The sequence below is a fragment of the Muricauda sp. MAR_2010_75 genome (assembly GCF_000745185.1).
Lineage (GTDB): Bacteria > Bacteroidota > Bacteroidia > Flavobacteriales > Flavobacteriaceae > Flagellimonas.
Genome location: NZ_JQNJ01000001.1, coordinates 884,243 through 897,175 on the forward strand (window position 1 = coordinate 884,243; position 12,933 = coordinate 897,175).

11 protein-coding genes are annotated in these 12,933 nt (G+C 41.9%); 8 read left to right on the forward strand and 3 right to left on the reverse strand.

Annotated elements, in window-relative coordinates; translation table 11 throughout:
• Positions 1-44 precede the first annotated feature (44 nt).
• Positions 45-437, reverse strand: a complete 393-nt coding sequence (locus FG28_RS03920; RefSeq protein WP_036380161.1) for a hypothetical protein — start codon at positions 435-437, stop codon at positions 45-47.
• A 132-nt stretch (positions 438-569) separates the two neighbouring features.
• Here FG28_RS03920 and FG28_RS03925 point away from each other — a divergent pair, with 132 nt between their 5' ends.
• From FG28_RS03925 to rodA, 7 genes are all read left to right on the forward strand, one after another.
• Positions 570-1,022 (forward strand): GAF domain-containing protein, encoded by a 453-nt coding sequence (locus FG28_RS03925; protein WP_036380162.1) that lies wholly within the window; start codon positions 570-572, stop codon positions 1,020-1,022.
• A gap of 91 nt (positions 1,023-1,113) precedes the next feature.
• Positions 1,114-2,646, forward strand: coding sequence for a bifunctional phosphoribosylaminoimidazolecarboxamide formyltransferase/IMP cyclohydrolase (purH, locus tag FG28_RS03930; RefSeq protein WP_036380164.1), 1,533 nt, complete (start codon positions 1,114-1,116; stop codon positions 2,644-2,646).
• A gap of 54 nt (positions 2,647-2,700) precedes the next feature.
• Positions 2,701-3,729, forward strand: coding sequence for a rod shape-determining protein (locus FG28_RS03935; protein WP_036380166.1), 1,029 nt, complete (start codon positions 2,701-2,703; stop codon positions 3,727-3,729).
• A 62-nt stretch (positions 3,730-3,791) separates the two neighbouring features.
• Positions 3,792-4,607, forward strand: coding sequence for a rod shape-determining protein MreC (gene mreC, locus FG28_RS03940; RefSeq protein ID WP_036380168.1), 816 nt, complete (start codon positions 3,792-3,794; stop codon positions 4,605-4,607).
• The gene (locus FG28_RS03945) at positions 4,600-5,106 is read left to right on the forward strand and encodes a hypothetical protein (protein ID WP_036380171.1); all 507 of its coding nucleotides are present in this window, start codon (positions 4,600-4,602) and stop codon (positions 5,104-5,106) included. The genes mreC and FG28_RS03945 overlap by 8 nt, the downstream gene beginning before the upstream one ends.
• Before the next feature lie 57 nt (positions 5,107-5,163).
• On the forward strand, positions 5,164-7,032 hold the full coding sequence (locus tag FG28_RS03950) for a penicillin-binding protein 2 (protein ID WP_036380174.1): 1,869 nt from the start codon (positions 5,164-5,166) through the stop codon (positions 7,030-7,032).
• Entirely contained in the window at positions 7,022-8,305 is a 1,284-nt protein-coding gene (rodA, locus tag FG28_RS03955) for a rod shape-determining protein RodA (protein WP_036380176.1), read from the forward strand. Before FG28_RS03950 ends, rodA begins: the two co-directional genes overlap by 11 nt.
• Here the strand turns inward: rodA and FG28_RS03960 are convergent.
• The gene (locus FG28_RS03960; protein ID WP_036380178.1) at positions 8,302-9,093 is read right to left on the reverse strand and encodes a DNA/RNA non-specific endonuclease; all 792 of its coding nucleotides are present in this window, start codon (positions 9,091-9,093) and stop codon (positions 8,302-8,304) included. The genes rodA and FG28_RS03960 overlap by 4 nt on opposite strands.
• A 123-nt stretch (positions 9,094-9,216) precedes the next feature.
• Here FG28_RS03960 and FG28_RS03965 point away from each other — a divergent pair, with 123 nt between their 5' ends.
• The gene (locus FG28_RS03965) at positions 9,217-10,521 is read left to right on the forward strand and encodes an alpha-L-fucosidase (protein WP_036380181.1); all 1,305 of its coding nucleotides are present in this window, start codon (positions 9,217-9,219) and stop codon (positions 10,519-10,521) included.
• Between the two features lie 65 nt (positions 10,522-10,586).
• Here the strand turns inward: FG28_RS03965 and FG28_RS03970 are convergent, their stop codons facing one another.
• Complete coding sequence (locus tag FG28_RS03970) at positions 10,587-12,764, reverse strand: carboxy terminal-processing peptidase (protein WP_036380182.1); 2,178 nt, start codon at positions 12,762-12,764, stop codon at positions 10,587-10,589.
• Positions 12,765-12,933: the final 169 nt, after the last annotated feature.

Below are 12,933 nucleotides of genomic sequence, written 5' to 3' on the forward strand. Positions count from 1 at the left end.
AACAGCCCAACCAAATTGGTCAGGTACATTCAATCTATGTTAAATCAAATAAGGAAAGTCTGGTCTAGAACCTGCACATCCCGTATTAATGGAGGTGGGTTATACTCGTTGAAAGAGTGAGGTTCTTCAGAATCAATTTCGAAAAGTTGAAAATAGGTTTGGACAAAGCTTACCAAAAAGACTTGCTGGTCCAAATCAAACTTCTCAAAAGAGATTTTTAAGTCGTCCTGACCTTGTACAGTGAACGATTCATCATCACAACATGATTTTTCCATATCCTTATCCATGTCCATACCGCAATCATCGGCATGGGCAAAGAGGGAAATATCCATTACCCGACCCATACAAATATGTTTGTCCACCGTCCACGAAACCGTGGAGGCCAAGACCAAAAGGGCCATCGTTGCGGATAGTATTTGATGTAGAATCTGCTTCATTTGACTACAAAACTACAAAATATATCAATTTATTGCTTTGTTTAACAGAAGATTAAGCCCAATCTTGCTGTAAGTACCGGTTCCTTTGTCGTACAAATCCAGTATTCAATACATTTGCAAAAAAAATATTTCATGCTAAAATCATTGGAACCCAAGGTGCTTGAAATCGTAAAAGACGAAGCCAAATCAGTTGCTACCCGATTGGGCGAAATCTGCAAACTTTTACGCAGCAATGTTGATCATTACGACTGGGTTGGGTTTTACTTTAAAAATGGTGACAAGGAAGAATTAAAATTAGGGCCCTACGCGGGAGCTCCCACCGACCATACCATTATTCCTTTTGGAAAAGGTATTTGTGGACAGGTGGCGGTGAGCAACCAAAACTTTGTGGTGCCCGATGTTAGCGCTCAGGACAACTACATTGCCTGCAGCATAACAGTAAAGGCTGAAATTGTTGTTCCCTTATTTGTGAATGGAGAAAATGTGGGGCAAATCGACATTGATTCCAACACTCCCGACCCATTTACAGCCGAGGATGAACGCTTTTTGGAGTTCATCAACGAAGAAGTAGCCAAAATTCTGTAAAACTATTGCCATTTTGTTGATAAACCGTTCTGATTTTTAAGGCTAGATCAAGTACTTTTGTGAGCTTAAGAAATTGATTTTTAAGACACCAATGAAGACTGCCAAAAAAGCCTCAGCTGCATTAATTTCCGTATTTCATAAAGATGGTTTGGAACCCATCGTAAAAAAATTGGACAAACTCGGTGTAACCCTCTATTCCACAGGAGGAACCGAAAAATTTATCCGCGATTTGGGCATCAATGTAGTGCCTGTAGAAGACGTTACCAGTTACCCTTCCATTTTGGGAGGTCGCGTTAAGACGTTGCACCCCAAAGTATTTGGAGGCATTTTGAACCGTCAGGACAACGAAAGTGATGTGGCCCAAATGGAAGAATTTGATATTCCGCAGTTGGATATTGTTATTGTTGACTTGTATCCGTTTGAAAAAACCGTTGCCAGTGGGGCATCGGAACAAGATATTATTGAAAAAATTGACATTGGCGGAATTTCGCTGATCCGAGCGGCTGCCAAAAACTTCAAGGATGTGCTTTGTGTTTCCTCCATGGAAGATTATGCCGACTTTTTGAATGTGATTACCGAAGGAAATGGAACCACAACTTTGGAAGACCGCAAGCGTTTTGCCACTAAGGCCTTTAACGTTTCATCGCATTACGATACAGCCATTTTCAACTACTTCAACAAAGAAAAGGAAGAGACTGTTTTGAAAATCAGCGAAACTCAAGGTCAAATACTCCGTTATGGAGAGAATCCACATCAAAAAGGCTATTTCTTTGGGGACTTTGAGGCCATGTTCACCAAATTGCACGGTAAAGAGCTATCCTATAACAACTTGCTGGATGTGGATGCTGCGGTTAATTTGATGCAAGAATTCAAAAATGACGACCCCACCTTTGCCATCCTAAAACACAACAATGCCTGTGGATTGGCGACGCGAAGTACCATTAAGCAAGCTTACGTTGACGCTTTGGCCGGTGACCCAGTTTCCGCTTTTGGCGGAATTTTGATTTCAAACAAAGAAATCGATGCGCCAACCGCTGAAGAAATCCATAATCTGTTCTGCGAAGTGGTCATCGCCCCAAGTTATTCCAAGGAGGCCTTGGAAATCCTAAAAGGCAAAAAGAACCGAATCATCCTGATTCAAAATGAAATTGAATTACCAGAAACCTTGGTCAGAACATGCTTGAACGGCGTTTTGGTTCAGGATAAAGATTCCAAAACCGACTCCAAAGAAGACTTGACCCCGGTCACGGAAAAACAGCCCACTGCAACCGAGATCGAAGATTTGATTTTCGCTTCCAAATTGTGCAAGCACACCAAGAGCAACACCATTGTTCTGGCCAAAAACAAGCAATTGTGCGCCAGTGGCACAGGGCAAACCTCACGAGTTGATGCCTTGAACCAAGCCATCCATAAAGCGCAGTCCTTCAATTTTGATTTAGAAGGTGCCGTAATGGCCAGTGATGCCTTTTTTCCATTCCCTGATTGTGTTGAGATTGCAGATAAGGCCGGGATTAAAAGTGTGATACAACCCGGAGGCTCCATCAAAGACCAATTGAGCATTGATTATTGCAACGAAAATGGATTGGCCATGGTGATGACAGGAACACGGCATTTTAAACATTAATTTTAGTACATTAGCCGATAATTTTTACCGTTAATCCGAAAATAAACGCTATTTATGGGATTTTTTGATTTCATGACCGAGGAAATCGCTATAGACCTTGGTACTGCAAATACCCTGATCATCCATCTGGACAAAGTGGTGGTTGACAGTCCCTCCATTGTGGCCAGGGACCGCGTGTCAGGAAAAATTATCGCGGTGGGCCGCGAAGCCAATATGATGCAGGGAAAGACCCATGAAAACATCAAGACCATACGACCGTTAAAGGATGGGGTAATCGCGGACTTTGATGCTTCGGAAAAGATGATCAACATGTTCATCAAGAACATTCCAGCACTAAAGAAAAAATGGTTTCCACCTGCACTTCGAATGGTTATCTGTATCCCTTCGGGAATTACGGAAGTGGAGATGCGTGCGGTTCGTGAATCCGCCGAACGTGTAAACGGCAAAGAAGTTTATCTGATCCATGAGCCCATGGCTGCTGCTATTGGTATTGGACTCGACATTATGCAGCCCAAAGGAAACATGATCGTGGACATTGGTGGGGGTACCACCGAGATTGCGGTAATTGCCTTGGGCGGTATTGTTTGTGACAAATCGGTGAAAATTGCGGGTGACGTGTTCACCAACGACATTATTTATTATATGCGTACCCAGCATAACTTGTATGTGGGTGAAAGTACCGCTGAAGCGATTAAAATTGAGATTGGTTCCGCTACCGAGGATTTAAAATCCCCTCCAGATGATAAATCGATTCAAGGGCGCGATCTTTTAACAGGAAAACCAAAACAAGTTCAGGTCTCTTACCGTGAAATTGCCAAAGCTCTTGATAAAAGTATTTTAAGGGTCGAGGATGCAGTAATGGAAACCTTATCACAAACCCCTCCAGAATTGGCCGCTGATATTTACAACACCGGAATTTATTTGGCCGGAGGTGGTTCCATGCTAAGAGGATTGGACAGAAGACTGTCGCAAAAGACTGATTTACCGGTTTATATTGCAGAAGATCCTCTACGAGCAGTGGTGCGCGGAACAGGGATTGCGCTTAAAAATCTGGAACGCTACAAGAGCATCTTAATCAAGTAAAGTTGGAGCCAGGTTGTTCCACGTCGCTTGATGCGTTCAAACTTTCATAACGATACGATTGCATGCAACGGATCATCAACTTTATCCTACGGTACAGAAATGCGTTCCTTTACAGCTTTCTTGCGCTTATTTCGTTGGTGATCACTGTTCGTTCCCATTCCTATCATCAATCCAAATTCTTCAATTCCTCCAAATGGTTGACCGGAAATGTGTACGGTACCGCTTCGGACATATCCTCTTATTTTAACCTTAGGGAAGAAAACAATAGGTTGGTCAATGAAAATGAGCGATTGCGCAGAATGCTTTTCAATGCTGAAAATTCCGTGATTGAACCTTTGGACTCATCCCTTGTGGACTATGAGGTTTTAAGTGCACGACTCATAAAAAACAGTTTTACTTCTCCTCGTAACTACGTTACAATCGATAAGGGAAAAAACCAAGGAGTTGGCCAAGATATGGGCGTCATCACCACAAAAGGCATCTTGGGAATCGTTGAAAATGTTTCCAACAATTTTGCCACGGTACAAAGCGTACTCAACACCAAATCCAACATCAACGCCAAAATCAAGCATTCCAATTATTTTGGATCGCTGGTTTGGGATGCAAAAGATTACACGGTGGTGCAGTTGGTAGACATACCAAGATTGGTGCCCTTGGTAGTCGGGGATACCATTGTTACTGGGGGAATGTCAAGTATCTTTCCAGAGAATGTCCCCATCGGGATCATTAAAAGATATGACCTCAACGCATCCAAAAGTTTTTACAATATTGATGTTGAACTGTTCAACGACATGGTCAACATAAAGAACGTATACCTTATAGAAAACAAAAATCGGGAAGAAATAAAAGCATTGGAGTCAACCACCACAAATGAATAACACAGTATTCCTAAATACCATACGGTTTATGTTACTGGTCCTCACCCAGGTGTTGATCTTTAACAACCTCCACTTTATGGGATACATTAATCCGATGGTCTATGTGATTTTTTTCTATTGGTACCCCATAAAAGGCAATAGGGCCTTGTTTATGGTTATTTCTTTTTTGTTGGGGTTCTGTATTGATGTGTTTTCAGACACCTTGGCACTCCACTCCATGGCATCTTTGACCATTGCCTACGCAAGACCGGTTATCATGCGTTTTTGTTTTGGTGTGAACTATGAGTTTCAAAATTTCAGTTTTAAGAATACTACAAAAGTGCAGCGTATCACCTTTTTGGGGTTGCTCATTTTTATACATCAAATGGTATTCTTTTCCTTGGAAATTTTAAGTATTTCCCACTTCCTTTTAATTTTGAAAAAGGTTTTTACCACAGGTGTTGTAACTTTGGTACTTTGTATACTCTTTAGTTCACTTTTTAGCCCACAAAGCGAATAATTAAGCTATTGTTTCGTTGAAGTACTGTAGGGCTCTGGGGTTACAAATTGGTCTTATATGAAAAAGCTGCTGTTATCTTCCATAATTGTTATCATAGGATTTACCTTTATTGGTAGATTGTCCTATCTGCAGTTGTTTCGTTTTTCTCCCGACCAGATTTTGGAAGACCCCGCCATCAAGAAAATATATGATTACCCCGAGCGTGGCTATATCTACGACAGAAACGGTGAGCTAATGGTGGGAAATCAGCCCGCTTATGACGTCATGGTCATTCCACGGGAGGTACAGCCATTGGACACCTTGGAATTTTGTGCCCTTTTGGGAATCGACAAGAACACTTTTATCTCCAAAATGGAAAAAGCCAGGGTATATTCTCCTAGGCTCCCATCCGTTTTAGTGCCCCAACTTTCCAAAGAGGATTATGCCACACTGCAGGAAAAAATGCGCCACTTTGTTGGGTTCTATATTCAAAAAAGGTCTTTGCGCTACTACACCACCAACAGTGCAGCCAATGTGCTGGGGTACATTAGTGAGGTGAATGAATGGGATCTGCAGAACAATCCCTACTATGTAGCCGGGGAATTAAAAGGACGAACCGGCATTGAAAAACAGTATGAAGAAGTTTTGCGAGGACGAAAAGGGGTAAAACACATCCAAAAAGACCGTTTCAATCGCGATATAGGTCCATATAAGGACGGTAAGTTGGATACCTTGCCGGAACAGGGTACGGAAATACATATCACTCTGGACAAAAAACTCCAAGAATACGGTGAAAAATTGATGCACGGAAAAAGAGGGGGCATCGTGGCCATTGAGCCAAAATCCGGAGAAATTCTGGCCATGATTTCTGGCCCTACCTACGATCCAGCTCTATTGGTGGGCAGGGAACGTTCCAAGAATTACAGCAAACTTCATTACGATACGATTTCCAAACCCACATGGGACCGTTCTATTTTGGCGGAACCCTCGCCTGGGTCACCTTTTAAAACCTTGAATGCATTGGCGGCCCTTCAGGAAGGTGTGATTGAGCCCAGCACCAAATTTAGATGTTACCACGGTTTCTACGTGGGCAATACCCTAAGGGGGTGCCATTGCGGGGGCGGAGTACGGGATATGAATTCGGGTATCTATCAATCCTGCAATGCCTATTTTGCCGGGACGTTTAGAAGGTTATTTGACAAATATTCCACTACGGATGAAGCCATGGATGTTTGGGAAAAACACATGAAAAGTTTTGGTTTGGGCAATTATTTGGGCACCGATTTGCCTACGGGAAGACCTGGAAGAATTCCGGATAAAAACTTTTACGACAAATGGTATGGAGATGGAAGATGGGCCGCTTCAACCATCATATCCAATGCTATTGGACAAGGGGAAATTGCCGCCACCCCACTACAATTGGCAAATATGACCGCCGCCATAGCCAACCGAGGCTATTTCTATACCCCCCATATCATAAAAAGTATGGGGAGTTCGGGATCTATAGACCCCAAGTATACGGAACCCCATTATACCACCATTGATCGTAAGCATTTTGAACCAGTAATCAAAGGAATGGCCAATGTGTACAAATATGGTACGGCCAGATGGGTTCAGATTCCAGATATTGAAATTGCAGGGAAGACCGGTACCGTAGAAAATTTTATTCGGGTTGATGGTGAACGAATGCAACTTACCGACCATTCGGTCTTTGTTGCCTTTGCTCCTGTGGAAAACCCACAAATCGCATTGGCCGTATATATTGAAAATGGCTATTACGGGTCTCGGTATGCGGGACATATTGCTTCTCTTTTAATTGAAAAATACATTAAGGGTGAAATCACACGAAAAGATTTGGAGAAGCGTATGTTGGAGAAAACATTGGAGCATGAGTATGCCAAACCTTATAGCGGTGAACCTTTCAAGATAAATGAATATGTCTGGTAGAGGGCTTTTTGGAAGGATAGATTGGATCACTATTTTTCTCTATGCCCTTCTGGTTTTTATAGGATGGATCAATATCTATTCCACATCCTTGGTTGACCCAAATCTTTCCATTTTTGATTTCTCCACCCTTTATGGAAAGCAGCTTTTTTTTATTGGGCTGGCCGCTTTGGGCATTATTTTGGTGCTGTTTGTAGAATCCAATTTCTTTGAGCGCTTTGCCTCCATCTTTTATATTATATCCATTCTTTTATTGCTGGGCCTTTTTGTATTTGGAAAAACCATTGCAGGAGCCACTTCGTGGTATAATCTGGGATTTTTCAACCTACAGCCCTCCGAGCTTGCCAAGGTAGCCACCGCACTAGCTCTGGCCAAGTTTTTAAGTGACATACAAACCGATATAAGAACTGGTAAACACCAATTATTTGCCCTTGCCATTGTTCTGCTTCCCGCTTTGCTCATCCTCCCACAGCCAGACCCCGGAAGTGCTTTAATCTATTTTTCCTTCTTTTTTGTGCTGTTCAGGGAAGGCTTTCCACTGTATTATTTGGGAATATTGATATTCATGGTCATACTTTTTGCCACTACTTTAATGTTCGGCACCGTATGGGTTGCAATTGGCCTGATCATATTGACCATATTGATCTACACCTTTAAAAAAGCATCCGTTAAAATTCCCGTACTTCCCGTAACTGGGGTAATTGTGCTTTCCATTTTGTTCTCCTTGTCCGTGGATTTTGTTTATGAAAACGTCTTTGAGCAACGCCATCGCGATAGAATTGCACTTTGGTTGCGTTTGGAAAAGGATGAAAATAAACTGGAAGAAATCAGAAAGACCATTGGCTACAATACCTATCAATCTGAAAAAGCCATTGAATCCGGCGGTTTTTTTGGAAAGGGCTTTTTGGAAGGTACCCGTACCAAAGGAGACTTTGTTCCTGAACAACACACAGATTATATCTTCAGTTCAGTGGGGGAGGAATGGGGGTTTTTGGGAACGGTGACCGTTATCCTGCTATTTTCCGTTTTCTTTTTACGCTTGATCCATATTGCAGAGCGGCAAAAAAGTGATTTTAGTCGAATGTACGGTTATGGCGTCATTTCCATTTTGGTGTTCCATTACTTCATCAATATTGGTATGGTGATAGGTCTCTTGCCCACCATTGGGGTGCCCCTGCCCTTTTTTAGCTATGGGGGTTCCGGGCTTATCTTTTTTACCATGCTGCTCTTTATCTTCCTAAAATTGGACTCCAACCGATTAAAGGACGGCATTTAAAACTTCCAGCCCGAAGCGTTCACCCCACTTTCAACCTCATCCTGCCAAGTTTTGGTCTGTTTTTCAAAAAAATTGATGCCCGTTTGTTTCTCAACGGTATCTATGGGTACCAAAAAGTCGTTTAATGGCTGTTGACTTTCTTTGTTGGGCATTAAAAAAGCGAGGGCCATTTTAGAATCCTTCCTCAGAATAATTTTATAAAATGTCCGGGGGACATCCACATCTTCATCTCCAATCTCTTCCAGATCATCCTCCAAGATTCCGCCCGTAATCACCACCAAATCTCCGTAGGCTTTGCACCAGTAACGCACTTGCTGTTCGAGACGGTTCCACAAACCAGCATTGAAATCCCTATCCTGTGGACTTATGTTGCTGGTGTAAAATGTTTCGTTGTAGGCATACTCCGAAAAACGACGATCCCCTGCCGGGCATAAATGTCCCCGGTCATAGCCGGAACCTCTATAATTTCGCCAATCGGCCGATTTGGTTTTCACCTTGGGGTCCTCAATAAAATAGGGTCGCTTTCTATCATCATAGGTAAGATGGCTTTTTTTGAGTTCATACAATACCCATTCAGCCTGCTCGAATGGTTCATTATAGGATAGCATATAATGCTCATGCCATACAATGTCGCCCGTGGTGGAGGTGGGCAGAAACACCTCGGAAACAATTTCATTATCCAAACTTTCTGGGTTGGAATAGGTGGCAGGGGTATAAAAACTCTCGAACAGCCAAAAACCTACTATACAAGCCAAAAAAAGTAAAGTATATATCGTTCTATTTTTCATTTTATCCCAAAAATTCCGTCAACAAAAAGTAAAGTTCATCAAAATATGTCTTTCCCAAAAACACAATCATTCCTTGGTTATGACTATATTGGAAGTCCACCAACCAAAAACAATTTAATTTTCATGGTAAAGAAAAGCATTTATGTTGCGCTACTTTTAGTGGCTTCCCTCACCAGCAAAGTTCAGGCTCAAAGTTATGTTCCCACCAAAGAGAATCTTCAGAACAGGGAATGGTTCCAAGATGCAAAATTTGGCATGTTCATCCATTGGGGCATTTACTCTGTATTGGGTGTGCACGAATGGGTCATGGAAACACAATCCATCGACAAAAAAACCTATGAAAAGGTAGCTCCATTTTTTAATCCGACAGAATTTGATGCCGAGGCCTGGGTGCTCTTGGCCAAATCTTCAGGGATGAAGTACATCACCATCACCTCTAAACACCATGACGGGTTTGCGATGTTCGACAGTAAATTGACAGATTGGGACATCATGGACCGAACGGTGTACCAAAAAGACATCATGAAACAAATGGCCGAGGCCTGTAGAAAACACGGATTGAAGCTTTTCTTTTATTATTCGCAATTGGATTGGAACCATCCCGATTACTATCCACGAGGGGAAACCGGAAATAAAACAGGTAGGCCAAATGGGGGGAACTGGGAAGATTACCTCAATTTTATGAATGGACAACTTACCGAATTGTTGACCAATTATGGTGATGTGGCCGGAATTTGGTTCGATGGTTGGTGGGATAAAAAGGAAGCTGATTGGCAACTCAAGAAGACCTATGGCCTTATTCATGGCCTTCAACCACAGGCCCTTATTGGCAGCAACCACCATCAGGCTCCCATGGAAGGCGAGGATTTTCAAATGTTTGAAAAAGATCTTCCCGGTGAGAACAAGGGTGGGTTCAGTAAAGATGCTAAAATCGGGAAGTTACCGTTGGAAACCGCCGAAACCATGGCGCATCGCTGGGGGTTTTCATTACAGGACAAGGACTATAAGTCCTCAAAAGAACTAATCCACTATTTGGTCAAAGCTGCAGGCTACAACAGCAATTTCCTGCTGAATGTGGGGCCAATGCCCAATGGTAAGATTCAACCAGAGTTTGTGGACACTTTGAAAGTTATTGGGGAATGGACAACCAAAAATGGGGAAAGTATCTATGGTACCCGAGGAGGGCCTGTTCCGGTTCAATCTTGGGGGGTAACTACCCAAAAAGACAATACCGTTTTTGTTCATATCCTCAATTGGCAATCCAATTCCTTTTTATTGCCAAAAATTTCAAAAGATATAGAGGGCGTAGTGGACTTTACTACCAAAAAACCTTTGGTGTATGAAACCACTTCTTATGGCACTTTGATTCAACTTCCAGATAATTGGAATGTTGCTATGGATTACATTATAGAATTAACAACAGAATAAGTACCTAAAACAAAAAATCCGCCCTTTAAAAGGGCGGATTTTTCTATTACTATGGATTCTAATTTTTAATCCTTGTTGGCGCTGGCCAATTTTCCTTCTGTACTCTTGATGTTGTTCAACTGCAAATCTTTGAGCACATTCACGGCCTCTTCCACATAAACGTCTTTGGCCAAATCTTTGTGCCATCTGTCCCTTTTTTCACGTAGCACAGAATCTTGGGTGAACAATTCGGTCTCATAGCGGAGAGAACCGAACGTCAACTTGGAATCGTAATCCCTTAGACTCTTGAACTTATCTGACCGTTTTTTGGCCTCATCCTCTTTGGTTACAAATTTGTCGTAGTTGAGTGAAACAACGGTTTCGTCCTGCTGTTCCTTTATCCATCTGGCATTTTCCTCAATCAATTTGATCTGTGGATTGTTGGCCATACGTTTTTTACTGTTTTCCACAGTTGCCTCAAGATCTATATAGCCATCCCAAACTTTGTAATCAGCTGGCGTAATTTTGTCCCAACCCAATGGATTTTCCTGGTCACGCTCACCCAAATCGATATAGCTATATCTATCTGGAACAACGATATCACTTTTAACACCTTCCAACTGTGTGGAACCACCATTGATTCTGTAGAATTTTTGTGTAGTCAACTTAATGGCTCCCAAATCGCCATGTTCATTGCTTCGGACAATATTGTCCAATGGAATTACATTTTGAACGGTTCCTTTACCAAAAGTTTGCTTGCTTCCAATGACTACGGCTCTTTTATAATCTTGCATGGCCGCTGCCAAAATTTCAGAAGCGGAGGCTGAAAGCTCATTCACCAAAATTACCAATGGTCCATCCCATTGAATGCGTTCATCCTTATCTTCATGCACTTCTTTTCGTTGTCCAGAAGAACGAACCTGAACTATGGGGCCATCCTTGATGAACAATCCGGCCATTTCAACAACGGTCTTTAAAGAACCTCCTCCATTATCTCGAAGATCAAGGATAATGCCTTCGACTCCATCATTTTTAAGACGTTCCACTTCTTTGGCCACATCGGTGGCAGCATTTCGTTCGGTGTAATCCTCAAAATCCACATAGAATTTAGGAAGATTTATAATTCCATATTCGTGATCATCACTTTTTATGGTTGCGGATTTTGCATAGGATTCTTCCAATTCCACCACATCACGGGTGATTGACACCTTTTCTATGGTTCCGTCAACTTTTCTAACAGTGAGGTCCACTACAGTACCTTTTGGGCCCTTGATGAGTTTAATGGCGTCATCAAGGCGCATCCCAACAATATCAATAGGCTCTTCACCTTCTTGTCCTACTTTTAAAATTTCATCACCAACTTCCAAACTTTGATCTCGCCAAACAGGACCACCGGAAATTATCTCAACGATTTTGGCACCTTCCGGTCTTTTTTGCAATCGGGCCCCAATGCCTTCAAACTTACCGGACATACCAATGTCAAATCGCTCCTTTTCTTCTGGTGCAAAATAAAATGTGTGGGGATCAAACTCGTCCACAATGGTATTGATGTACTGTACAAACCAATCCTTGCGCTCCAAGTCATCAATGAAATCGAAATATTCATCCAAGTTTTCCTTCACATTCTCACGGGCTTCTTGCTCCGTAACTGCTTTATCGATGGAACTTGGAAATTCATTAAAAGCAATAACATCTGTGGACACCTCTCCATCCCCATTTTGAATCATTTCAGAAATCCTGTTTTCCACCTTGTTCCCAAAGATGGCCAGGGCATTGTACTTTAATTGCTTTCTCCAACGCTCGCGAAGTTGCTTTTTGTTGGCCGCAAATTCCTGCTCACTGTAATCAATGTCAATGGTTTCATCCAAGGTAAAGTCGAAGGGTTCGGAAAGTACCTCTTTGTAAATTTCCTTGGCATCGTTCATACGGACCATTAATCGTTGGTACACAACATTGAAAAATGTGATGTCCGTATTCTTGATCTCATCATCGATCATGAACCGATATTTTTCAAATTCCCTAACATCGCTTTCCAAAAAATAACGCTTGGTGGGATCTAGAATATCGATAAAATCATCAAAAACGCTGGAACTGAAAGTATCATCCAGATTTTTAGGCTCGTAGTGTCCTCTTTCCAGCACGTAGGTAATCAAATCCAGTAGCAGTTTATCCTTGTCATCATTGTCAAAAGACTTGTTTGTGAAACTGCAGGAGGCCACTGCAACAAGAATTACCAGAAGTGCCAAAATAAAATTCTTCTTCATAAATCTATTTTTTTCGGGGTGATGGAATTTGATTTTTCCATCGCTTTATCCGTCATTTCTACTTGTATGAATTCCCTAAGATACTGAAAAAACCATGCCACTTAGGGCATTGTCATTTAATTTTTTGTTAAACAGTCGGGACTTCATATCCTTATGAAAAACGTATTTT

What these genes read in the sequence shown, in the direction of transcription:
- FG28_RS03965 (WP_036380181.1), top strand. Translation starts at nt 9,217, where the DNA reads ATGGTAAAGAAAAGCATTTATGTTGCGCTACTTTTAGTGGCTTCCCTC.
- FG28_RS03950 (WP_036380174.1), top strand. Translation starts at nt 5,164, where the DNA reads ATGAAAAAGCTGCTGTTATCTTCCATAATTGTTATCATAGGATTTACC.
- FG28_RS03960 (WP_036380178.1), bottom strand. Translation starts at nt 9,093, where the DNA reads ATGAAAAATAGAACGATATATACTTTACTTTTTTTGGCTTGTATAGTA.
- FG28_RS03945 (WP_036380171.1), top strand. Translation starts at nt 4,600, where the DNA reads ATGAATAACACAGTATTCCTAAATACCATACGGTTTATGTTACTGGTC.
- FG28_RS03970 (WP_036380182.1), bottom strand. Translation starts at nt 12,764, where the DNA reads ATGAAGAAGAATTTTATTTTGGCACTTCTGGTAATTCTTGTTGCAGTG.
- FG28_RS03920 (WP_036380161.1), bottom strand. Translation starts at nt 437, where the DNA reads ATGAAGCAGATTCTACATCAAATACTATCCGCAACGATGGCCCTTTTG.
- purH (WP_036380164.1), top strand. Translation starts at nt 1,114, where the DNA reads ATGAAGACTGCCAAAAAAGCCTCAGCTGCATTAATTTCCGTATTTCAT.
- FG28_RS03935 (WP_036380166.1), top strand. Translation starts at nt 2,701, where the DNA reads ATGGGATTTTTTGATTTCATGACCGAGGAAATCGCTATAGACCTTGGT.
- mreC (WP_036380168.1), top strand. Translation starts at nt 3,792, where the DNA reads ATGCAACGGATCATCAACTTTATCCTACGGTACAGAAATGCGTTCCTT.
- FG28_RS03925 (WP_036380162.1), top strand. Translation starts at nt 570, where the DNA reads ATGCTAAAATCATTGGAACCCAAGGTGCTTGAAATCGTAAAAGACGAA.
- rodA (WP_036380176.1), top strand. Translation starts at nt 7,022, where the DNA reads ATGTCTGGTAGAGGGCTTTTTGGAAGGATAGATTGGATCACTATTTTT.